This is a genomic window from Buchnera aphidicola (Acyrthosiphon lactucae) (genome assembly GCF_005083565.1).
In the GTDB taxonomy this organism is placed as follows: domain Bacteria; phylum Pseudomonadota; class Gammaproteobacteria; order Enterobacterales; family Enterobacteriaceae; genus Buchnera; species Buchnera aphidicola_AH.
Map to the genome: position 1 here is coordinate 512589 of NZ_CP034891.1, position 24658 is coordinate 537246.

The following is a 24658-nucleotide window of genomic DNA, read 5'->3' on the forward strand; positions in this document are numbered from 1 at the left end:
CTATAAATTAAATCTACTTCTTACAAAAAAAACTAAAATTCAACCATAATAATATAATAAATATTTCAAATAAAAAAATTTGAGAAATATTTAAAAAACTATACAACCATCCACTAAAAATACCTCCAAAAAAAATACCTAAAAATTGACTAGTAGAATAAATGCTCATTATTCTACCTTTATAGTTATTTAATGAATGTTTACTCAGATTTGAAGGGAGGAAAACTTCGAGAAAATTAAAGGATATAAAAAAAATCTGTAAAGAAATAATTAAAAATAATAAATTATTTTGTGCTGTTAGAAAAATAACTTCTGAAGATAAAATAAATAAAATACAAATTTCAATAATATTTTCTAAAATATATTTATATTTACAATAAAATATAAAAAAAAATAAAATTATAAAAGAAATTGATATAGTACCTAAATATATTTTCCAATGATTATTCAAAGAAAATCCAGATATTTCAAGTTGATTAGGAATAATCATAAAATTAATCATTAATAAAAAATGTAAAAAAAATATACCTAAATAAGATCTAAAAAAAACTTTATTTAAAATAAATGTTAATCCTTCATTACATGAATAACATACATTTTTTTTTTGTGATATATTTTTTTTTGAATAAGGAATAAAAAAATAAACAATTAACATACAAATAATAGATAGTAATACCGAAATCCAAAAAATTGAAAAAAATCCAAAAAATTGAACAATTAAAGGTCCAGAAATTATAGATATTAAAAAAGAAATAGCAAAACTTGCACCTATAGCAGCAATAGATTTAACACGATGTTCTTCTCGAATTAAATCAGATAAAAAAGCCATGCATACACCAGATATAGCCCCTGAACCTTGTAAAAATCTACCAATTATGAATCCCCAAATCGAATGAATATTAGCTGATATAATATTTCCAATAAAAAAAACAAAAAGACCTAGCAAAATTATTTTTTTTCGACCAAATTTATCAGATAATATTCCAAATGGTATTTGAAATATTACTTGAGCAATACCATATATTCCTATTGCTAAACCAATTAAAAATTTATTTGCTCCATCTAAAAGCATTCCATATTTACTCAAAATAGGAAGAATCATAAACATTCCCAACATACGTAACAAAAAAACTGAACAAAAACTTAATGTAACTTGTAATTCTAAAAAGTTCATTTTATAATCCTCCATACTTTATTTAATATTTTTTAAAATTCATATAAGTTAAACTATATTGATCAAAAAAAATGAACACTAATAATAGAACATTACATACATATGACAAAATTGAAAAAGATTCAGAAGGATATTTAAAGAAAACTAAAGATTGGAATATAATACTAGCAGTAGAAATTGCAAAAAAAGAAAATATTAAGCTAAATTCTGATCATTGGATAGTAATCATGTTTGTACGGAAATTTTATTTCCAATTCAATATAACACCATCAATGAGAATGTTAATTAAAAGTATTAAAAACGAAATAGGAATATCGAAAAGCAACAGTATTTATTTATTTAAACTGTTTCCGAAAGGACCAGCTAAACAAGCTAGTAAAATTGCTGGAATACCTAAACCAGTAAAATGCTTATAAAAACTATGGATTAAAATTTTTTTAAAATAAAACATCTATTGATATTAAGAAATTAAATACAATAATCACTATTATCGAATAATAAAATAATTGTCTTGCATTTTCTGTATTATTATTGTTTTTAATATTAGAATAAGATAAAAATAACCAGTAAAAATTTACAATAGAAGATAAAAATAAAAAAATATAACTTAAATAACCTAAAAAAGTTAATAAAGAACTAAAAAAAATAAAACTAAAAATATAAAAGAAAATATGTTTTTTTGTTTTAGAAACACCTTTTATTACAGAAAAAATAGGAATTTTAGCTTTTTTATAGTCTTTTAATCTTACTATAGAAATAGCATAAAAATGAGACATTTGCCAAAATATTAAAATTATAAATAATAAAATAGAACATATATCAATAGAATTGGAAACTGCTGTATAACCAATAATAGATGGTGTCGAACCTGAAAAACTACCAATCAATGTTGAATAAATAGAACTTCTTTTATACAATAAAGAATATAAAATCACATAAATAAAAAAACCAAAAATTGATAAAATCATTGATAAAAAATTTACTAAAAAAAATAATGTAGATATACCTAAAACGCCTAAAAAAATAGCAAAAATTAATGCAGATCGGAAAGAAAGTAATTTTTTTGATAAAACTCTACTACTAGTACGTTGCATTTTTGAATCTATATCAAAATCAATTAAATTATTAAAAACACAAGCGGAAGCAATTACTAAAGATGCACCTAAAATAGTATATATCAATAAAAAAAAATCAAAACTAACATGCCTAGATGCAAATAAAAAACCACCTAAAATTAAGGTAATGTTTCCAATAATAATACCAGGTTTAATTATTTCTAAATAATTTTTAAACATATAAATAACACATTTTAATTAAAATTTTACATTATATGATGATTCAAATTATACATAATCCAGATAGAACCAAAGACAACAATAAATATTATTACAACTACAAATAATAAAGTTATAAGATTCCATCTTTTTTCTACAGAAAAATTTAAATGTAAGAAATATATAAAATGAATAATAATTTGACTAATAGCACATGATAAAAAAATAATATAATTAATTTCATTACAAAAAATTTTTTGTATCGCTAATATAAATGGAACTACAGTTAATACTATAGAAAATAAAAAACCTAAAAAATAAGATTGCATTTCTTTATTTATATTTAATTTAATAAAATTTTGCATTAAATAGCTCCATTTAAATAAATAAAAGTAAAAACACAAATCCAAATAATATCTAAAAAATGCCAAAAAACACTAAGACATAAAATTCTAGTACAAATAGAATTAGTTAAACCTAACCTTTTAATTTGATAAATAATTGATAATATTAAAATCAAACCGAAAAAAATATGAATTCCATGAGCTGCAACAAGAGTAAAAAAAATAGAAAAAAACGCATTTTTATCAGGACCTAAATTTTTTATTATAAGTTCATGAAACTCATTTATTTCCATAAATAAAAAAGCACAACCTAAACAGAAAGTTATAATTAAATATGAATAAATCATTTTTATATTTTTTTGATTCATTGCAATAATAATACAACCACAAGATAAAGAGCTTAATAATAATAAAAGTGTTTCTAATAAAATAGAAGGTAAATTAAAAATTTCTTTACTAATTAAACTAATTGATATATTTGAAGAAACTATTGCATAAACAGCAAAAAAAACTGCAAACATTATACAATCACTCATTAAATATATCCATAAACCAAATAATTTCCTATCTTCTAATTTCGTATCATAGACTTTTTCATTAATATTTAATGTCATATTATTTATTTTATTTTCTATCATTTTGAACCTGCTTTTCGAATATTTTTCCAATATTGATTTTCAATTTTATTTATATCTTCTGCTAATATAATATATTCATTATCTTCATTAAGACTTTTTATAACTAAACTGATAATAATCGCAAAAAAAGAAAAAATACACAACCAAGTAATATGCCAGACTGCTGCAAAACCAAAAAATAATGAAAACATGCTAATTAAAAAACCTAATCCTGTATTTTTAGGCATATGAATGTCATTGTAGTTGTTAATATGATTCAATTTTTTTCTATAGTCTTCTTTATTTTTATTTTCCCAAAAATCATCTCTATCTTTAACTATAGGAATAATAGCAAAATTATATATTGGAGCAGGTGAAGAAGTAGACCATTCTAAAGTTCTACCATCCCAAGGATCACCGGTTAAATCTAAATTATATCGACGATCTCTCACTGAAACAAGAAATTGAATTATTTGACATATGATTCCAATTCCAATAAAAAATGCTCCAATAGCAGCAATACATAATAGTACATGAAATTCAGAATCAATATTTTGACTTAAACGACGAGTCATACCCATTAATCCCAAGAAATACAATGGTATAAAAGCAAGAAAAAAACCTATAATCCAAAACCAAAAAGCACGTTTTCCCCATTTTTCATTTAAGATAAATCCAAATAATTTAGGAAACCAATAATTAATTCCAGCAAAACAACCAAAAACTACTCCACCAATAATTACATTGTGAAAATGTGCAACTAGAAACAAACTATTATGTAAAATAAAATCAGCTGGAGGAACTGATAATAATACACCAGTCATGCCACCAATAGAAAATGTTACTAAAAAACCTAAAGTCCATAACATGGAAGAATGCATACGCACACGACCTTGATACATTGTAAATAACCAATTAAAAATTTTTACACCAGTAGGAATTGCTATAATCATAGTAGTAATTCCAAAAAAAGCATTTATATTTGCTCCTGCCCCCATAGTAAAAAAATGATGTAACCACACAATAAAAGATAAAATTGTAATAGATAATGTAGCCCATACTAAAGATACGTATCCAAATAAACGTTTTTTAGAAAAAGTAGCTACTATTTCTGAAAAAATACCAAATACTGGAAGCACTAAAATATAAACTTCTGGATGACCCCAAATCCATATTAAATTAACATACATCATTGCATTTCCACCTAAATCATTAGTAAAAAAATGAAAATTACAATAACGATCTAAAGTAAGTAATACAAGAGTAACAGTTAAAACTGGAAAAGAAATAACTATAAGAATATTAGTACATAAAGAAGCCCACGTGAAAACTGGCATTTTAAAAAAAGACATGCCTGGCGCTCTCATTTTTAGAATTGTAACTAAAAAATTAACTCCAGTTAACGTGGTTCCAACACCAGCAATTTGTAAACTCCAGATCCAATAGTCTACTCCTACACCTGAACTATATTTTATTCCAGATAATGGAGGATAAGCCAACCAACCTGTTTGAGCAAATTCTCCTATTCCTAAAGATAAAGTAAGTAATACAGCACTGCTGACATTTAACCAAAAACTTAAATTATTAAGAAACGGAAAAGCTACATCACGAGCTCCAATTTGTAATGGTATTACTAAATTCATTAAACCAATAACAAGAGGCATCGCTACAAAAAAAATCATTATTACACCATGAGCTGTAAATATTTGATCATAATGATGTGGAGGTAAAAATCCTTTCAAACCTGCTGATGAAATAACTTGTTGAGTACGCATCAATATAGCATCAACAAAACCACGAAATAACATGATAAATGCAAGTATTCCATACATAATAGATATTTTTTTATGATCAACTGTAGTAAACCATTCAGACCATAGATATTGCCATTTTTTATAATAAGTAATAGCTGATGTAACACACAATCCAATTAAAATAATAGCAGTATAAGTAAACATTATAATTGGTTCATGATATGGTATAGCATCAAATGTCAATTTTCCAAACATTATTCTATTTCTCCATATAAGTATTTTTGTTTTTAATTTCATGAACAATATTTTTATTTAATATTTTAAAATCTTTCATAGAATATTGATTTATAATTTCATTAAATAATTTTTTTTTCACATCAGAGAAATATTCTATAGAATAATTCTCATTTGGAATAGATATTCTATTGAAAATTTTCATTGTATTTAATTTTATTGATGAGTCTTTTATTTTTTTTACCCAATTTATAAAAGTGGAATTTTTTGAAACAGATATAGCAGTAAATTTCATATTAGAAAAACCTTTGCCACTATAATTAGATGATATGCCTTTATATTTACCTGGATTATTAGCAATTAAATTTAATTTTGTTGTCATTCCAGGCATAGCATATATTTGACTTCCCAATGACGGAATAAAAAAAGCATTCATAACAGAATTTGAAGTAATTCTAAAAACTACAGGTCTATTTACAGGAAACATTATTTCATTAATAGTCGCAATATCATAATCTGGATAAATAAATAACCATTTCCAATCTAATGCAACTACATCTATTTTAATAGGATCATTAAAAGAAACTATAGGTTTTTTAGGTTCTAATTTATGACTATAATTCCAAGATAAAAATGCTAAAAAAGAAACTATCAAAATTGGAATAGTCCATACTATTATTTCTATTTTTTTTGAATCAGACCAATTAGGCTTATATATCTGATTTATATGAGTTGAACGATACTTAAAAGAAAAATATACAGTCATAAAAATCACAGGAATAATAATAAACAACATCATTATAAAAGATATTAATATTAATGAACATTCTTCTATAGCAACTAATCCATGAGGATTTAAAAATAAACTATTACACCCATTCAGAAAAAAAAATATTAACAATAATGATAATATTTTTAAAAAATTATTATAATTTAAAAATGTCATTCAAAACCTCAAAAATAATATGATTATTTATTAAAAATATTTTTAAAAGTACTATTTTATTTGAAAATTTTTATTTTATAAAAAAAGTAATATTTTGTGAAATAATTGAATTATTTTTTAAAAATTGATAAAATTTAAAATTAAAAATAATTTTTAAAATTTATTTTTTAAAAAATACAATATAATACTGTTTACGCAGTATAAAAATATTTTTATGATTTTTTTATTATTAATAATTAGGACATCATATCAATTAATGACTCTAGAAAAAATAAAAAAATGTTTAACATCTAAAATAAATATAAGTTTTATTAAAATTTATGATGACAGCCTATTTCATAATCACCCAGAAAAAGGTTTTACACATTTAAGAATACTTATTATTAGCAATAATTTTATTAATAAAAAATTAATCGATAGGCACCGTTTAATTTTTTCAGTATTATCAAAAACACTAAAAAAAAATATATATTCATTAACATTAAATACTTATACTTTAAATGAATGGGAAAGTAAAAAATTTAAAAAAAATAATAATATTAAATGTTTAAAAAGAAAATAATATTTATCAGTTCATTAAAAAAATTTGATTAAAATCATCATGTAATTTTAAAAAATAAATTTTTATAAAAAACAAGAATCATTCTTCCTTAATAAGAAAATTATTACGATATAAATAAAATTTTTAAAATTAGTAGAAAATATAAAATACGCTGATAAAAGTAATCGTTTGAGGTAATAAGATGAAATTTTTTATGGAAAAAAATAAAGATGCAGGTCATCGTGTTACAATTAAAATTCCAAAAACAACCGTTAATAGTTCTATTATTAAAGAATGTATAAGAATTGGTAAAACAACTAAAATTAATGGATTTAGAAAAGGGAAAACTCCTATTAAAGTTATACAAGAAAAATATGGTTATTCCATTTATTATGATACATTCAAAAAATTAATGCAAAATTTTTTTTACGAATTTATAAATAAAGAAAAAATAAAAATTATTGGTTCTCCAAAATTTTATATGCATCAGAATAAAGAAAAAGAAAAAGAATATTTTGAGTATCATGTAATTTACGAACTATATCCAAAATTTAAAATAGAAGATATAAAAAAAATAAAAGTTAATAAAATAAATGTTAAAATAACAGATCAAGATATTAATAAAAATATAGAAAAATATAAAATAAAAAAAAATGTTTGGAATACAGTTAATCAAGCTATCAAATCTCATGATCGTGTAACAATTAATTATTATGTTTATGAAAAAAATATAAACATAAAAAAATTTAATACAGAAAATATTAGTTTTATTGTATCTGAAAATACATTGATACCTCAATTAAATTATAAAATCATTAATCATTTTATTAATGATATATTTTTTTTTAAAATTAAATTTCATCAGTTTTATCCAGAAAAAGAACTTCAAAATAAAGATATAACATTTAAAATAAAAATTCTTAAAATTGAGAAAAAAGAAGAAATAGAAGAAAATAAAAAAGATAATAAAAAAGATAAATTAACTCAATTAAACTATCAAAATATAAAAAATAATCTTTGTTCTCAAATTAATGTCATAACTGAACAGTATTTAGAAGATCAATTTATAAAAAAAATAATCGAAAAAAATATTATATTAATACCTCCACTTTTATTTCAACAAGAAATAAAAAATTTATACAGAAATAACAAGAAAAAATATAAAGAAGAAAATTCTAGTATTTTAGAAAAAAAATATCATTTTGATCTTAATTCACAAGTTAAAAAGAAACTATATATTCAAATAATAATACAAAAAATTATTTCTGATAACCAATTATGTTCAGATAAAAATAATATACAAAAAATAATTGAAAAGATATCTTTGAATTATAAAAATCCAAAAGAAATTATTAATTTATATAATAAAAATAACAATTTTAAAAACACGATAAAAAATATAGACTTAGAAAATCAAGCAATGTTGTTATTAAAAAAAAGTATTCAAATTAAAAAAAAATATTGGACTTTTGATCAATTTATAAATTATAACTGGAAAAACCATGAAGAAATAATTTTATAATCTATAATTATATTTTATTGCAATACAAAAAAATTTTTTTAAAGTATTAAACTTTAATATAATTATTAATATTGTATAATTTCAAAATTAAATCATAAAAAATATAATATTCATTATTTAAAATAATATTGAATATTTTTAGGAATAAAATATGTTATACAATAATAAAAAAAACTTATATGCAACATTAATTCCGATGGTTATAGAGCAACATTCGAGAGGCGAACGTTCATATGATATATATTCAAGATTATTAAAAGAACGAATAATTTTTATGATAGGAACTATTGAAGATAATATGGCTAATAATATTGTAGCTCAAATATTATTTTTAGAAGCTGAAAATCCAGAAAAAGATATATTTTTATATATTAATTCTCCAGGAGGTATTATTACATCAGGCATGTCTATTTATGACACTATGCAATTCGTTAAACCAGAAATCAGTACTATTTGTATGGGTCAAGCTTGTTCTATGGCTGCTTTATTACTTACATCTGGAACTAAAGGAAAAAGATTTTGTTTACCTAATTCAAAAGTTATGATTCATCAACCATTAGGCGGATATCAAGGACAAGCTTCAGATATTGCTATTCATGCTCGAGAAATAATGGAAATGAAAAAAAGATTAAACAAATTAATGTCATATCATACTGGTCAATCTATTAAAAAAATAAACAAAGATACAGAACGTGATTGTTTTTTATCAGCAGAAGAATCTATTAAATATGGACTAATTGATTTTATTTTAACTCAGCGTCAATAAAAAAACAAATTAATAACTTTTCTGTAAAATATTCGATAAAAATATATAGAATCTATTTACTCAGAATATAAAATATGTAAAAAAAGAGGTTAAGCATGACAGATAAGAGTAAAGACAATTCTAAAAAGCTACTTTGTTGTTCTTTTTGTGGAAAAAACCAAAAAGAAGTACAAAAGTTAATAGCTGGTCCAACAGTATATATATGTGATGAATGTGTAAGATTATGTAATGATATTATTACTGAAGAAACAGTTAAAAAAAAAATAAATAACACTGAAAATACAATAAATTATTTACCTACACCAAATGAAATAAAAAAACATCTTGATAATTATGTGATTGGACAAGATCATACAAAAAAAGTTCTATCTGTTGCAGTTTATAATCATTACAAACGTCTTTATAATTTTAATAAAGAAACAGATTCAGTTGAATTAGGTAAAAGTAACATTTTATTAATAGGACCAACAGGTAGTGGAAAAACACTATTAGCACAAACATTAGCTAAACTATTAGATGTACCATTTACTATTGCAGATGCGACTACTCTCACTGAAGCTGGATATGTAGGAGAAGATGTTGAAAATGTAATACAAAAATTATTACAAAAATGCAAATATAATGTAAAAAAAGCAGAATTAGGCATTGTTTATATAGATGAAATAGATAAAATAGCAAGAAAATCTGATAATCCTTCTATTACTAGAGATGTATCTGGAGAGGGAGTACAACAAGCACTATTGAAGTTAATTGAAGGAACATTAGCTTCTATTCCTCCTCAAGGAGGACGAAAACATCCACAACAAGAATTTTTACAAGTAAATACTTCAAATATTTTATTTATATGTGCTGGTGCATTTTCAGAATTATCTAGAATTATTTCTAAAAGACTTGATACAGGAACAGAAATAGGTTTTAACGCTAATATTAAGAAAAAAAAACAAAAAATATCAGAAGATTTTCTACTAAAACAAGTAGAACCCGAAGATTTGATAAAATTTGGTTTAATTCCAGAATTCATTGGTCGTTTACCAATAATAACTATATTAAATCAATTAACTGAAGAAGCATTAATTGATATATTATGCAAACCTAAAAATGCTTTAATTAAACAATATAAAAAATTATTTGAATTAGAAAAAGTACATTTAGAATTTAATACAGAATCTATTATCGCTATTGCAAGAAAAGCAATGAACAAAAAAACAGGGGCTAGAGGATTACGATCTATTATTGAAGGTATACTACTTAGTACAATGTACGAATTACCATCTATGATAAACATAGAAAAGGTTTTAATTAACGAGTCTGTTGTAAATGATAATTCGTCACCAAAAATAATATATGGAAAAAACAAATCAAAAAAAGCATCAGGTGAATAAAAAAAAAAGACATCCGATGATCTAAAAAATAAGAGTAATTACTTTTATTTTGTCAAACGCTTAGCATTAAACGTCAAGCGACAATTCCGATATACTTGGCTGATATATAGGTGTAACTGCATTTTTTAATATATTGCAGTTTTTAAATATTATAAATATCGGGAAATTCAACTAAGAGAGAGCTCTATGAATTCTGAGCGTTCTGAACGCATTACAATCCCTGTCTTACCATTAAGAGATGTAGTTATATATCCTCATATGGTAATTCCATTATTTGTAGGGCGTCAAAAATCAATTAAATGCATTGAAACATCTATGAATAATGATAAAAAAATTATGTTGATTGCACAAAAAGAAGCATCTAAAGATGAACCTACTAAAAATGATTTATTTAATATAGGAACTATTAGTTCAATTTTGCAAATGTTAAAATTACCTGATGGAACTGTAAAGGTTTTAATAGAAGGTTTACAACGTGCTTGTATTAAAAATTTAACAAATAATGGACAACATTTTATTGCAGAAATAGAGTTAATTGTTTCTCCTACAATTTTAGATAAAGATCAAGAAGTATTAATTCGTACGACAATTAATCAATTTGAGTCTTATATTAAACTTAATAAAAAAATTCCATCAGAAATATTAAATACTCTTAATAATATTAAAAGTTCAGAAAAATTAGCAGATACTATTGCTGCACATATGCCATTAAAATTAAACGATAAACAATCAGTTTTAGAAATACATAATATAAATGAAAGATTAGAGTTTTTAATGGCTATAATGGAATCTGAAATAGATTTGCTACAAGTTGAAAAAAGAATTAGAAATCGTGTTAAAAAACAAATGGAAAAAAGTCAAAGAGAATATTATTTAAATGAACAAATAAAAGCTATTCAAAAAGAACTTGGCGATATGGATGAAATTCCAGATGAAAATAAAATATTAACACGAAAAATTAAAGCATCAAAAATGCCAAAAGAAGCAAGAGAAAAAACAGAATCAGAACTTCAGAAGTTAAAAATGATGTCACCTATGTCAGCAGAAGCAACTGTAGTACGTAGTTATATTGATTGGATGATACAAGTTCCTTGGTATATTAGAACAAAAATAAAAAAAGATATTCAACAGGCTAAAAAAATTCTTGATATTGACCATTTTGGTCTTGAAAAAGTAAAAGATAGAATATTAGAATATTTAGCAGTACAAAGCCGAAAAAATAAGATAAAAGGTCCTATTTTATGTTTAATTGGACCTCCTGGTGTAGGAAAAACATCATTAGGAAAATCTATTGCGAGATCGACAGGTAGAAAATATGTAAGAATGGCTTTAGGAGGAATAAGAGATGAAGCAGAAATCAGAGGCCATAGACGTACATATATAGGTTCTATGCCTGGAAAATTAATTCAAAAAATGGCAAAAGCAAAAGTCAAAAATCCTCTATTTTTATTAGATGAAATCGATAAAATGTCTCGTGATATACGAGTAGATCCAGCATCGGCTTTATTAGAAGTATTAGATCCAGAACAAAATGTAACTTTTAATGACCATTATCTAGAAGTAGACTATGATCTTTCAGATGTTATGTTTGTTGCTACATCAAATTCTATGAATATACCTGCACCATTACTTGATCGTATGGAAATTATTCGTCTTTCTGGTTATACTGAGGATGAAAAATTAAATATAGCAAAACGATATCTATACCCAAAACAAATAGAAAGAAATGCGTTAAAAGAAGATGAAATCACAATTACTGATTGCGCTATAATTAGTATTATTCATTATTATACTCGCGAAGCAGGTGTACGTAGTTTAGAACGTGAAATTTCTAAAATATGTCGAAAAGTAGTAAAAAATTTACTATTAGATAAATCTTTAAAACATATAGAAATAAATAAAAGAAATATAAAAAAATTTTTAGGAATTAAACGTTTTGATTATGGAAGAGTCAACAGTAAAAATAAGATTGGTCAGGTAATTGGATTAGCATGGACTGAAGTTGGTGGAGAGTTACTTACAATTGAAACAGCATGTGTATCAGGAAAAGGGAAACTAACATATACAGGTTCTCTAGGCGAAGTCATGCAAGAATCTATTCAGGCAGCATTAACTGTCGTTCGATCTCAAGCTAATAAATTAGGAATTAAAAAAGATTTTCATGAAAAACATGATATCCACGTTCATGTTCCTGAAGGAGCAACACCAAAAGACGGACCAAGTGCTGGTATAGCAATGTGTACAGCTATAGTTTCATCGTTAACAAAAAATCCTGTTAAATCTAATATTGCAATGACAGGCGAAATAACTCTACGTGGACAAGTACTACCTATTGGAGGATTAAAGGAAAAACTATTAGCAGCACATCGTGGAGGAATTAAAACAGTATTAATACCATATGAAAATAAACGTGATTTAGAAGAAATACCGAAAAATATTATTGAAGGATTAAAAATACATCCAGTAAAAAATATTGAAGAAGTTTTAAACTTAGCATTAGAAAACATACCTTATATTTTAATGCAGAAAAATAATTTTATATAGATAAAATGAAATTTGGCTGACAAAAAATCGTCAGCCTTTATATTTAAATATAAATATAAAAATATTTTTTTATTTTACGTAATATTAAAAATATCTAGGATCGTCATATTATGACAAAATATTTACAATCACGATCAAATCGTATTATTGTTAAGTGCATTTTAGGAATAATTATTCTATCATTAATATTCACTAGTATAAATAGCTATATTAATAAAGATTTTGAAAAATATATAGCAACCGTAAATGGTGAAAAAATTAGCTTGAATACTTTTCAAAAAATGTATTTTATTGAAAGAGAAAAACAAAAAAAAATACTAGGAAAAAATTTTTTTAAATTTAGTCATAATAAAAAATTTATAAAAGAAACTTATAATTATGTTTTATCTCAATTAGTTAATAACCTTCTTTTAGAACAATATACAAAAAAAATACAATTGCAAGCAGATGATCGTGAAATAAAAGAAATAATATTAAATTCTCCTATGTTTCAGAAAAATTCGAAATTCAATAAAGAAAAATATTTCAATTATCTTACATCTGTAAATTTAACTAATGATGAATATATAAATATCATTAAAAGAAAAATAAATACAAAAAATTTAATACATGCTATTGCTAATAGTAATTTTATTTTAGAAAATGAAGCAAAAAATATTATAAAATTATTATCTCAAAAACGAGTAATTAAAAAATCAATTCTTAAAACAAATTCTGTACTGGAAAAACAAAATGTAACTATTTCAGAAGCACAAAATTATTTTTATAAAAATAAAAATCATTTTTATGTTCCAGAAAAATTTAAAATTAATTTTGTTAAGTTAAAACCAGATCAGTTTAAATCAACTTGTAAAAACAAAGAAGTTTATGAATGGTATTTTAAAAATATTGAAAAATATTCAACAAAAGAACAAAGAAAATATAGTATTATACAAACTAAAACTAAAAATGAAGCATTAAAAATATTATCTAGATTACATAATACACCAGAAGATTTTTCAAAAATAGCTAAAGAAAAATCAATAGATCCGATTTCATCAAAAAAAGGTGGAGATATTGGATGGATAGGAATTGATATCATCCCAAATGAAATTAAAAATGCAAATTTAAATAAAAAAAATCAAATATCTAATGTTATTCCATTTCATAATGAATTTTTAATTATTAAATTAAATGACATTTTAATTGGAAAACAAAAAAAAATGTACGAAGTATTCGATATAATTAAAAAAGAAATAAAAAAACAAAAATCATTATATTTATATAATATATTAAAAAATAAAATATCTAATAGTATTAAAAAAAATCCAGATCAAATTAAATTAATTTTAAAAGAAAACAATATAACTACGCAAGAAACTGATTGGTTTGATAAAAATTCGATTCCTAAAGTACTAAATATTCCTATTTTAAAAAAAATAATTTTTGATAAAAAATCATTTAAAAAAGATCAAAAAATAGAGCCACATTTACATTTTATTAATTTTAAAAAAAATCAATCTTTTTTAATTGAGATCAAAGATTTTAGAAGCAAAAAAATACAAGAATTTGAAAACGTTAAAAAAAACATTATAAAAAAATTAAAATTTAAAAAAGCAATTAAAGAAACAAAACAAAAAGCAGAAAAAATTATTTATGAATTAAAAAAAGGAAAAACAAATTTATTTAAAGAATTAAATCTTGATTTTTCTAATTCTGAAATTATATCTCGTTATGATCAAAATTCTATCGCACCAATAGTATTTTCTTTACCGCATCCAAAAAAACAAAAGAAAATATATACTTTATATCAAGATACAAATAAAGATTTTATAATTATATCACTTGAAAAAATTTATAATACAAACTTTTCTAAAAAAGAAAGAAATTTTGTTATTGAATATTTAGAAAAAAATAATACTGAAATAATTTTTAATTCTATTCTTAAAGATCTTCATGAAAAATCAATAATTACATATGAAAAAATAGAAAAAATATAACTTAGACTTAATAAAAATTATTCAAAAAATCTATGTATGAAAAAATTATAACTTAATTGAAAAAATTTTTAAAATTAATTATAATATTTTTCATTTTTTAATGTTATTTACACATTAGAATAATAATTTAATTATTATTCATCAAATCTTTCTTTCGAAAAAATACAGTTTAATGTTAAAAGTAATGTTTTTTGTTAAATTCTAACATAAAAAATAGCTGTGTTATTTTAAAAAATATCAATATTATATTCTATTAGTCTGATACAATCCATTTTTCTGACTTATTTAAATTAACTAAAAGTATTTTAAAATTAATATTACTATTAATATCGCATTTGATAATATTTTTTATTATTTTTAAAATTTATTTCTATAATTCGGATAATGAAAAAATCAATTTTAATTTATATCAAAATAACTGAATTTATTTTTTCTATAATTAAATATAGAAAATAAAGTTAAAAAAATACAATATTATAAATAAGAAATATGATTAGAAAAGAAGTATTTAAAAAAAATAAATACTATCAAATAAAAAATTACTTTTTATTGAAATCAAAATAAACATAAATTATGAAAAGTTAATTTATAAAGCTATAAATTATTTAATTTCATTTTTTTAGATAAAAAATAAGAATTTATTTTAAATTTATATAATTAATATGATACAAATTTATATAAAAAAAAATTTTTTTATATCTCTAAGTACATAATCAAATAAAAAAATTTCTTAAATCTTATTCAGCATTTAAATATAATAAGTATTTTTATTTTTTATAAGTTACAATTTTTAAAAATTTTATTATTTAATAGAATAAATAAAATATAATATTTACTATACGTCAATAAAATATTTTCATATTTTAACTGATAACAAATACTTTAATGTTAAAAAACCTTTATAATATTCAAAATTAGGATTTTTTGTGAAATTGTTTAATCAATTAAGATGGTTTTTCGTACGAGAATGGAAGAGATATTTAGGAGCAATTTTATTATTAATAATTATTGCCACATTACAATTATTACCCCCTAAAATAGTTGGTGTTTTAATAGATTTGATTATAAAAAAAAATATGCATGGCTTACAAATATTACCATGGATTTCAATTATTTTATTAATAGCTATAATTGTATATATATTACGTTATTTATGGAGAATATTACTATTTGGTGCTTCTTATCAATTGGCTACAGAACTTCGAGTAAAATTTTATTCCTATCTCAGTCAACAAAGTCAAATATTTTTTTTAAAAAATAGAACTGGAGATTTAATAGCTAGAGCGACAAATGATGTCGATCGTATAGTTTTTGCTGCAGGAGAAGGTGTTTTAACACTCGTAGATTCTTTAGTTATGGGTTTTTCTGTCCTAATAGTAATGAGTACTCAAATTAGTTTTTTATTAACTATCATTTCTTTAATACCTATGCCAATTATGGCTATATTAATTAAAAAATACGGAAAAGAATTACATGAAACTTTTCGTCATGCTCAAATTGCTTTTTCCTTATTAAATAATCAAACACAAGAAATACTAACAAGTATTCGAATGATTAGAGCTTTTGGATTAGAAAAAAATCAATCACATAAATTTGATATTATTGTAAATAATACAGGAAAAAAAAATATGGAAGTAGCTAAAATAGATGCTCGTTTTGATCCAGTAATTTATTTGTCAGTAGCTTTTTCTAATTTATTAGCTATTATCGGTGGAGGATGGCTAGTATGGAATAATCAGATTACTATAGGACAATTAACTAGCTTTATAATGTATCTTGGATTAATGATTTGGCCTATGTTAGCTCTTGCATGGATGTTTAATATAGTTGAAAGAGGAAGTGCAGCTTGGGATAGAATTCATTCAATTATAAATAAAAAATTATATATTAAAGACGGAAATAGAACCATCCCATTATCGCCTGGTGTATTAAGCATTAATATCAATAAATTCTATTATCCAAATAATCATATTCCAACTTTAAAAAATATAAATATTCTTCTTAAACCAGGAAAAACTCTAGGTATTTGTGGCCCTACAGGATCTGGTAAAAGTACTCTGCTAAAACTTATTCAACGACAATTTAATTTTAATAAAGAAGAAATAACTTATCATTCTTTATCATTATTAGAATTAAAAATTGATGATTGGAGAAGTCGAATTGCAGTTGTAAATCAAAATTCTTTTTTGTTTTCAGAAAGTATAGCTAACAATATATCTTTAGGCAAAAATAATGCATCTCAACAAGAAATTGAACAAGTAGCAAAATTAGCTGATGTACATAAAGATATTCTCTATTTACCAGAAAAATATGAAACTCAAGTAGGAGAACGCGGTGTAATGTTGTCTGGTGGTCAAAAACAGCGTATTTGTATAGCGCGTGCGTTATTATTAAATGCAGAAATATTAATATTAGACGATGCACTATCTGCTGTTGATGCTCAAACTGAAAACAATATCTTAAAAAATATTAATAAATGGAAAGAAAAAGGACACTCATTAATTATTACAGCACATCGTTTATCTGCATTAATTAATTCAGACGAAATTATAGTAATAAAAAATGGTTCAATTATACAAAGAGGAAATCATTTAAAACTAATCCAAGAAGAAAATTGGTATAAATCTATGTCTTGTTATCAAAAATTAGAAGTAGAACTTGAGGATCATTAAAAAACAGGTGAAAAATTTATAATATGGATCATTTAATTGAGTTTTGGCCAATTTTAAAACGTTTGCTAATTTATGTGAAACCTTATAAAAAGCAATTAATTTTAGCATTTATTTTACTTTTAAGCGGATCAATATCAGAAGTTTTAGGACCAATTTTAATAAGTTATTTTATTAATAATATTTTATCTAAACATGAGTTAAATTTATCAGTAATATTAACTATAATTATATCGTTTATAGTACTACAAATATTGTCAGTTTTTTTAAATTATTTTCAAAGTATTTTATTTAATAAGATAGCAGTAAAAAGCATTAATAAATTACGTCAAGATGTCATGTATGCTGCATTACGACAACCTATTAGTGAATTTGATTCTCAACCTATTGGACAAATGATTTCAAAAGTAACTAATGATACCGAAGCAGTAAAAGAACTATATGATACAGTTGGACCTACATTATTTCGTAGTATAATATTAATTTTTATTATATTATTTGCAATGTTTACTCTTGAATGGCATATGGCAATTATAGCTTTATTTATTTTGCCATTAGTTATTATTCTTATGTTAGTTTATCAATATTATAGTACTCCACTTTTAAGAAAAGTAAGACACTACTTAGCTGACATTAATAACAATTTTAATGAAACTATTAATGGAATGAATGTAATTCAACAATTCCGTCAACAATATAGATTTGAAAAAAAAATAAAAAGAAGTAGTCATTTACATTATATGTCACGCATGAAAATATTAAGATTAGATGGTTTTTTATTAAGACCACTACTTAGTTTATTATCAGCTATAATATTATGTAATTTTATGTTCTTATTTAGTTTTTTCCCAATTGGAGCATTTGAGGTAGGTATACTATATGCTTTTATTACTTATCTTGGAAGACTTAATGAACCTTTGATTGCTATCACTATTCAACAATCAGTATTACAACAATCTATTGTTGCAGGAGAAAGAATATTTTTACTTATAGATTCACCACGACAAAAATATGGAAAAAATAAAGATCTATTAAAAAGTGGAAAAATAAATATTGACAACGTTAGTTTTAACTATAAAAACTGTAAAAAAAATATATTAGAAAATATTAATATTAAAATTTCTTCTAAAAGTTTTATTGCATTTGTAGGACATACTGGTAGTGGAAAAAGTACTTTAGCAAATTTACTTATGGGATATTATCCGATAAAAAATGGAAGAATATTTTTAGATAATAAGTCTATTGATTCAATAAGTCATTGTGTTTTAAGAAAAAATGTATTGATGGTACAACAGGATCCAATAATCCTCTCAGATACTGTTTTTTATAATATTACACTAGGAAGAAAAATATCTGAAGAAAAAGTTTGGAACATATTAGACACAGTTCATCTTTCATATTTAGTGAAATCTATGCCAAAGGGTATTTATTCCGTCTTAGGAGAAGAAGGTAATAATTTATCTGTTGGTCAAAAACAATTACTAGCTATTGCTAGAATACTAGTTTCATACCCTAAAGTACTTATATTAGACGAAGCTACAGCTAACATTGATTCTGGTACAGAACAATTAATTCAAAAAACATTATTATCAATACGAAAAAACTGTACGTTAATAGTAATTGCGCATAGACTTTCAACAATTGTTGAAGCAGATTTAATTGTAGTTTTAAAACAAGGAAAAGTTATTGAGATTGGTACACATCAACAATTATTAAATAAAAAAAATTGTTATTGGAAAATGTATAAATTTCAATTATCTAAATATTAGGAGTTTCTGTTAGCTTTATCAAACACCTGTATTAACTGATATGGCTGCTTCCTTCCGAATCTGACCAGGTATTCAATATTACAGTGTTTGGAGCTAACAGAAAACTCTATTATATATTTCTTATAATAAAATAAAATTATATTTTATATTGTATAGATCAAATTTAAAATTTACAACTAATATTTATAGTTAATTGTCTATTATAAAATATATTTATAAAATAAAGAAGAATACTTTCATAATACAATAAATATTGATAGCATAATAGTCTTTTAATAAAATATTATAAAATTTATATGAGCTATCAAATATTAGCACGAAAGTGGCGTCCACAATCTTTCAAAGATGTAATTGGTCAAAAAAATATTGTAACTGCTATATCTAATGGATTATCGCTTGGACGCATTCATCATGCATGGTTATTATCTGGTACTAGAGGAATTGGAAAAACAACAATTGCTCGATTACTTGCTAAAAGTTTAAATTGTCAAAATGGTATTACATCTAACCCTTGTAGAAAATGTGTTATTTGTCAAGAAATAGAAAAAGGATTGTCTTTAGATGTACTTGAAATAGATGCAGCTTCTCGTACTAAAATAGAAGACATGAGAGAAATCTTAGATAATATATATTATGCTCCTACTAAAAGTCGTTTTAAAATATATTTAATTGATGAAGTTCATATGCTTTCTCGTCATAGTTTTAATGCACTGCTTAAAACACTTGAGGAACCTCCTACACATGTTAAATTTATTTTGGCAACTACAGATATAGACCGAATTCCTAGAACTATCATCTCTCGTTGTATGTATTTTAAATTACAGATAATACCTGACGAAAAAATATTTAGCTTTTTGAAATATATTTTAATTAAAGAATCTATTAATACTGATGAATATTCTTTAAAAAAAATCTCTCATTATGCTAAAGGAAGTATACGAGATGCACTGAATTTATTAGAACATGCTATTAATCTTGGTAACGGTCATATTTATAAAAAAAATATAATAGAAATGTTAGGTATTCTACCTGAAAAATATTCTTTTTTATTAACTGATTCCGTTTTAAAAAAAGATTCAAAAAAAACAATGTTATTGTTACATAAAATAAGTAGTATAGGAGTAGAATGGGATGAAGTTTTAACAGAAATATTACGTTTTTTATATCATGTTTCCATATCACAAACTTTTCCATTGGTATGGGAGAAATTTTTTACTGAAACATATAAACATAAAATTCAAAAAATAGCTTTAAATATTAATAAAAAAAATGTTCAATTATGTTATCAAGTATTATTAAATGGAAGAAAAGAACTAAAATTTGCTCCAAGTCAAAAAATAGGAGTGGAAATGACTTTATTACGTGCAATTAATACAATATAAAAAATAAAAATAAATTTTAACAAATTATTCTAGTATCAATAAAAAATGAATCATATAACAAATTTAGTTTTAAAAAATAGAAATGAGTTATTTGAAAATAAAAAAAAAATAATATCTCTTAACAACAAGATAAATAAAAAAAATCATTATATAAAAAAAATAAATTTATTATCTAATAAAAATAATTATCAATTACAATTTTTAAAAAATAACAAAATAATAATCAGATTAAAAGAAAAAATCAAAAAAATAGATCCTTGGTATGCAGAAATATGTAAATTAAAAAAACTACCAATACATGTAAAACAATTAGCAATGCATACTTCATACAAAAATACCTTAAACTATTGGTATATATATTTAACTGATAAAAAAAAACATCTAATGCAGTACAATACATGGATATTTTTAAAAAAAGAACTTCATACAATAACTACAAAAAAAATCCAATTAATTGTAGAAGAAAAAAAAGAACATATATTAACTCCTTATGAATGGTTTCATAAAATATATAAAGAAAAAATATCAGAAGAGTATTCATCATTAAAAAAGGATACTAATATTAAAATATTAAAGAAATTTTTTAATTTAACATTTCAAAAAAACAATATTAATTTATTTGCAATAGACTAAAAATAAAAAATATTATTTTCATATTATCAAAAGAGAGATTAATACATATGTTTAGTAAAGGTGGTTTAGGTAATTTAATGAAACAAGCACAACAAATGCAAGAAAAAATGGCGAAAATACAGGAAGAAATAGCTCAAATGGAAGTTACTGGAGAGGCAGGAGCTGGATTAGTAAAAGTAACGATTAATGGAGCACATAATTGCAGACGTGTCGAAGTAGATCCTAGTTTACTTCAAGATGACAAAGATATGCTAGAAGATTTAGCAGCTGCTGCATTTAATGATGCAACTAGAAGAATATCTGAAGTACAAAAAAAGAAAATGTCTGCTATATCGACAGGAATGCAGTTACCGACAGGATTTAATCTACCTGTTTAAAATTAATATAAAAAATAGAAAAAAACTATACCAGTAAATCTTTGTAAGTTTATATAAAATACTTATTTTTCTATAAAAGTAATTCTATTACAAACTACTTTTTATTCTTTAAAAAATCACTTTTATTATTAATTTAAAAAGAGATATTTGTATGAAAACACAAAAAAAAGAAGTCTATAATTTTCAATCAGAAGTTAAACAATTATTACATTTAATGATCCACTCACTATATTCCAATAAAGAAATTTTCTTGAGAGAATTAATATCTAATTCATCAGATGCAATAGATAAATTACGATTTCAATCTATATCATCACCAGAATTATATGAAAATAATAGTGATGTTAAAATTCAAATATCTATTAATAAAGCACAAAGAACAGTGACCATTAATGATAATGGTATTGGAATGACTAAAAAAGATACTATTGAAAATCTTGGTACTATTGCTAAATCAGGAACAAAATCATTTCTTGAATCTCTAGAAAATAAACAAAATAAAAAAAATGAATTAATTGGAGAATTTGGAGTTGGTTTTTATTCTTCTTTTATTGTATCGGAAAAAGTATCAGTTAGAACTAGATTTGCTGGTTTACAATCTAATGAAGGAATATTGTGGGAATCTTCAGGAGAGGGGGAATACAATATTACACAAATTACAAAAAAAAGTAGAGGAACTGAAATCACTTTATTTTTAAAAAAAGAAGAAGAAGAATTTTTAGAAATATGGCGTATTAAGAGTATAATTAGTAAATACTCTGATCATATTACAATTCCAATATATATACAAAATTATGACGAAAAAAATAAAACATATTTTTGGGAACAAATTAATAAAGCTAAAGCATTATGGACATTAAATAAATCTTCTATTACTGATGATGATTATAAAGATTTTTATAAACATCTTACTAACGATCAAAATAATCCACTGATTTGGAGTCATAATCATGTAGAGGGAAATCAAGAATATATTAGTTTGTTATATGTTCCTGAAAAAGCAGCTTGGGATATATGGAATAGAGATAACAAACATGGTTTAAAACTATATGTAAAACGTGTTTATATTATGGATAATTCTCAAGCTTTTCTTCCTAATTACTTGCGTTTTATAAGAGGTTTAATAGATTCAAGTGATTTACCATTAAATATTTCCCGTGAAATATTACAAGATAATTCTATTACTGAAAAATTAAGAAAAGCGCTAATTAAAAGATCTTTAAATATGTTAAATAAATTAGCAGAAGATTTTAATGAAAAATATCAAATTTTTTGGAATCAATTTGGACTTGTCTTAAAAGAAGGGCCTGCAGAAGATCATGAGAATTTAGATAAAATTGCTAATTTATTACGTTTTTCATCTATAAAAAGCAATAATTCTGAACAAAACATATCTTTAAAAGAATATGTATCTAATATGAATGAAAAACAAGAAAAAATATATTATATTACTGCAGATAGTTATTCAGCAGCAAAAAATAGTCCTCATTTAGAATTATTTAAAAAAAATAATATTGATGTTTTATTATTATCAGATCGAATTGATGAATGGATGATGAATTATCTTACTGAATTTCAAGGAAAAAAATTTCAATCTATTAGTAAAGAAGATTCATCACTTAATAAAATAACAAACGAAAAAAAAATAAAAAATAACGAAGTTTCAATGGAGATGATTGAATTTTTAAAAAAAGTAAAAAAAATACTTGGCAATAAAGTGAAAGATGTAAGATTAACACACCGATTAACAGAAACTCCTTGTGTTTTACTTAGTGATTCTGCTGAAATGACTACACAAATGGCTAAACTTTTTTCTGCAGCAGGTCAATCTGTGCCAGAATTAAAATATATTTTTGAAATTAATCCAGAGCATATTCTAATAAAAAAAATATCTTTAATTAAAGATGAAAATGAATTTAATCAGTGGATTAAATTATTATTAGATCAAGCATTATTAGCTGAAAAAGGTAATCTAGAAAATCCACATAAATTTATTACTAGAATGAATACACTGCTTCTTAAATAATAAAAAAATATGATTACTACTATATATGATAGTAGTAATCTTCAGATTAACTTATATTATGAGTAAGAAATTAATTATGCGTATTATTTTACTAGGTGCACCTGGTACAGGTAAAGGAACACAGGGAAAATTTATTACAGAAAAATACAATATTCCTCAAATATCTACAGGTGATATGCTAAGAAAAAGTATTAATTCAAACAATCAAATAGGAATAATTATTAAAAATATTATAGAAGAAGGCAAACTAGTTTCTGATAAAATTGTATGTAATTTAATTAAAAAAAGAATTAAAAAAAAAGACTGTATCAATGGTTTTTTATTAGACGGTTTTCCAAGAACTATTGAACAAGCTTTTTACTTAACGAAAAATAAAATAAAAATAGATTATGTATTAGAATTTATGATGCCACATAAAACTATATTAGAACGTATTTCAGGTAGACGAATACATGCTCAATCAGGTCGTATCTATCATATAAAGTTCAATCCTCCAAAAAATAAAAATAAAGATGATTTAACTGGAGAACCACTAATTATAAGAGAAGATGATAAGAAAAAGAGTGTTGAAAAGAGATTAGAAGAATACAAAAAAACACATTATCCATTAGTTAATTATTATATTAATCAAAATAAAATAGGTAATATAAAATTTTTTCAAATTAATGCTATGCACGAATTATTATTGATCAAAAAAAAAGTAGAATTAATTTTAAAAACATAAT

Annotated in this window: 20 protein-coding genes and 1 other RNA gene; 14 read left to right on the forward strand and 7 right to left on the reverse strand. The window is 23.0% G+C overall.

Annotated features, from left to right (window positions below):
- Positions 1-13: 13 nt before the first annotated feature.
- Complete coding sequence (locus tag D9V61_RS02365; RefSeq protein WP_158339633.1) at positions 14-1174, reverse strand: MFS transporter; 1161 nt, start codon at positions 1172-1174, stop codon at positions 14-16.
- A gap of 71 nt (positions 1175-1245) precedes the next feature.
- On the opposite strand from D9V61_RS02365, the gene D9V61_RS02370 reads away from it, so the two are divergent.
- Complete coding sequence (locus tag D9V61_RS02370; RefSeq protein WP_158339634.1) at positions 1246-1590, forward strand: TusE/DsrC/DsvC family sulfur relay protein; 345 nt, start codon at positions 1246-1248, stop codon at positions 1588-1590.
- 21 nt (positions 1591-1611) lie between these two features.
- Here the strand turns inward: D9V61_RS02370 and cyoE are convergent, their stop codons facing one another.
- From cyoE to cyoA, 5 genes are read right to left on the reverse strand one after another with little or no spacing between them, the layout of a single operon-like run.
- Positions 1612-2469 carry a heme o synthase gene (gene cyoE / locus D9V61_RS02375; RefSeq protein ID WP_158339635.1) on the reverse strand — a complete coding sequence of 286 codons (858 nt, stop codon included), beginning with the start codon at positions 2467-2469 and terminating at the stop codon, positions 1612-1614.
- Positions 2470-2495: 26 nt separating this feature from the next.
- A complete protein-coding gene (gene cyoD, locus D9V61_RS02380; RefSeq protein ID WP_158339636.1) occupies positions 2496-2813 on the reverse strand; it encodes a cytochrome o ubiquinol oxidase subunit IV in 318 nt (105 codons plus the stop codon).
- The gene (gene cyoC, locus D9V61_RS02385) at positions 2813-3430 is read right to left on the reverse strand and encodes a cytochrome o ubiquinol oxidase subunit III (protein ID WP_158339637.1); all 618 of its coding nucleotides are present in this window, start codon (positions 3428-3430) and stop codon (positions 2813-2815) included. Before cyoC ends, cyoD begins: the two co-directional genes overlap by 1 nt.
- The gene (cyoB, locus tag D9V61_RS02390; RefSeq protein WP_158339638.1) at positions 3427-5418 is read right to left on the reverse strand and encodes a cytochrome o ubiquinol oxidase subunit I; all 1992 of its coding nucleotides are present in this window, start codon (positions 5416-5418) and stop codon (positions 3427-3429) included. Before cyoB ends, cyoC begins: the two co-directional genes overlap by 4 nt.
- Before the next feature lie 4 nt (positions 5419-5422).
- Positions 5423-6343 (reverse strand): ubiquinol oxidase subunit II, encoded by a 921-nt coding sequence (gene cyoA / locus D9V61_RS02395; RefSeq protein ID WP_158339639.1) that lies wholly within the window; start codon positions 6341-6343, stop codon positions 5423-5425.
- Positions 6344-6599: 256 nt separating this feature from the next.
- On the opposite strand from cyoA, the gene D9V61_RS02400 reads away from it, so the two are divergent.
- The 8 genes from D9V61_RS02400 (at position 6600) to D9V61_RS02435 (ending at position 19515) form a co-directional block, all read left to right on the forward strand.
- On the forward strand, positions 6600-6905 hold the full coding sequence (locus D9V61_RS02400) for a BolA family protein (RefSeq protein WP_158339640.1): 306 nt from the start codon (positions 6600-6602) through the stop codon (positions 6903-6905).
- A gap of 181 nt (positions 6906-7086) precedes the next feature.
- Positions 7087-8406 (forward strand): trigger factor, encoded by a 1320-nt coding sequence (gene tig / locus D9V61_RS02405; protein WP_158339641.1) that lies wholly within the window; start codon positions 7087-7089, stop codon positions 8404-8406.
- A 151-nt stretch (positions 8407-8557) separates the two neighbouring features.
- Complete coding sequence (gene clpP, locus D9V61_RS02410) at positions 8558-9172, forward strand: ATP-dependent Clp endopeptidase proteolytic subunit ClpP (protein ID WP_158339642.1); 615 nt, start codon at positions 8558-8560, stop codon at positions 9170-9172.
- Positions 9173-9267: 95 nt separating this feature from the next.
- Positions 9268-10554 (forward strand): ATP-dependent Clp protease ATP-binding subunit ClpX, encoded by a 1287-nt coding sequence (gene clpX, locus D9V61_RS02415; protein ID WP_158339643.1) that lies wholly within the window; start codon positions 9268-9270, stop codon positions 10552-10554.
- 186 nt (positions 10555-10740) lie between these two features.
- Entirely contained in the window at positions 10741-13098 is a 2358-nt protein-coding gene (gene lon / locus D9V61_RS02420) for an endopeptidase La (protein WP_158339644.1), read from the forward strand.
- 110 nt (positions 13099-13208) lie between these two features.
- A complete protein-coding gene (locus D9V61_RS02425; RefSeq protein WP_158339645.1) occupies positions 13209-15077 on the forward strand; it encodes a SurA N-terminal domain-containing protein in 1869 nt (622 codons plus the stop codon).
- Between the two features lie 926 nt (positions 15078-16003).
- Positions 16004-17749, forward strand: a complete 1746-nt coding sequence (locus tag D9V61_RS02430) for a SmdA family multidrug ABC transporter permease/ATP-binding protein (protein ID WP_158339646.1) — start codon at positions 16004-16006, stop codon at positions 17747-17749.
- Between the two features lie 23 nt (positions 17750-17772).
- Positions 17773-19515, forward strand: a complete 1743-nt coding sequence (locus D9V61_RS02435; protein WP_158339647.1) for a SmdB family multidrug efflux ABC transporter permease/ATP-binding protein — start codon at positions 17773-17775, stop codon at positions 19513-19515.
- Between the two features lie 4 nt (positions 19516-19519).
- Here D9V61_RS02435 and ffs read toward each other — a convergent pair.
- Positions 19520-19614, reverse strand: an RNA gene (gene ffs, locus D9V61_RS02440) — signal recognition particle sRNA small type.
- Positions 19615-19811: 197 nt separating this feature from the next.
- Here ffs and dnaX point away from each other — a divergent pair.
- The 5 genes from dnaX to adk all read left to right on the forward strand — a co-directional run bounded on the left by dnaX (position 19812) and on the right by adk (position 24657).
- Positions 19812-20897 (forward strand): DNA polymerase III subunit gamma/tau, encoded by a 1086-nt coding sequence (gene dnaX, locus D9V61_RS02445; protein ID WP_158339648.1) that lies wholly within the window; start codon positions 19812-19814, stop codon positions 20895-20897.
- 45 nt (positions 20898-20942) lie between these two features.
- Positions 20943-21530, forward strand: a complete 588-nt coding sequence (locus D9V61_RS02450) for a DNA polymerase III subunit gamma/tau C-terminal domain-containing protein (RefSeq protein ID WP_158339649.1) — start codon at positions 20943-20945, stop codon at positions 21528-21530.
- Between the two features lie 47 nt (positions 21531-21577).
- Positions 21578-21907 carry a YbaB/EbfC family nucleoid-associated protein gene (locus D9V61_RS02455; protein WP_158339650.1) on the forward strand — a complete coding sequence of 110 codons (330 nt, stop codon included), beginning with the start codon at positions 21578-21580 and terminating at the stop codon, positions 21905-21907.
- A gap of 151 nt (positions 21908-22058) precedes the next feature.
- Positions 22059-23933: a molecular chaperone HtpG gene (gene htpG / locus D9V61_RS02460; protein ID WP_158339651.1), complete on the forward strand. Its 1875-nt coding sequence runs from the start codon at positions 22059-22061 to the stop codon at positions 23931-23933.
- A gap of 76 nt (positions 23934-24009) precedes the next feature.
- Complete coding sequence (adk, locus tag D9V61_RS02465; RefSeq protein ID WP_158339652.1) at positions 24010-24657, forward strand: adenylate kinase; 648 nt, start codon at positions 24010-24012, stop codon at positions 24655-24657.
- The last annotated feature ends 1 nt before the right edge of the window (position 24658 follow it).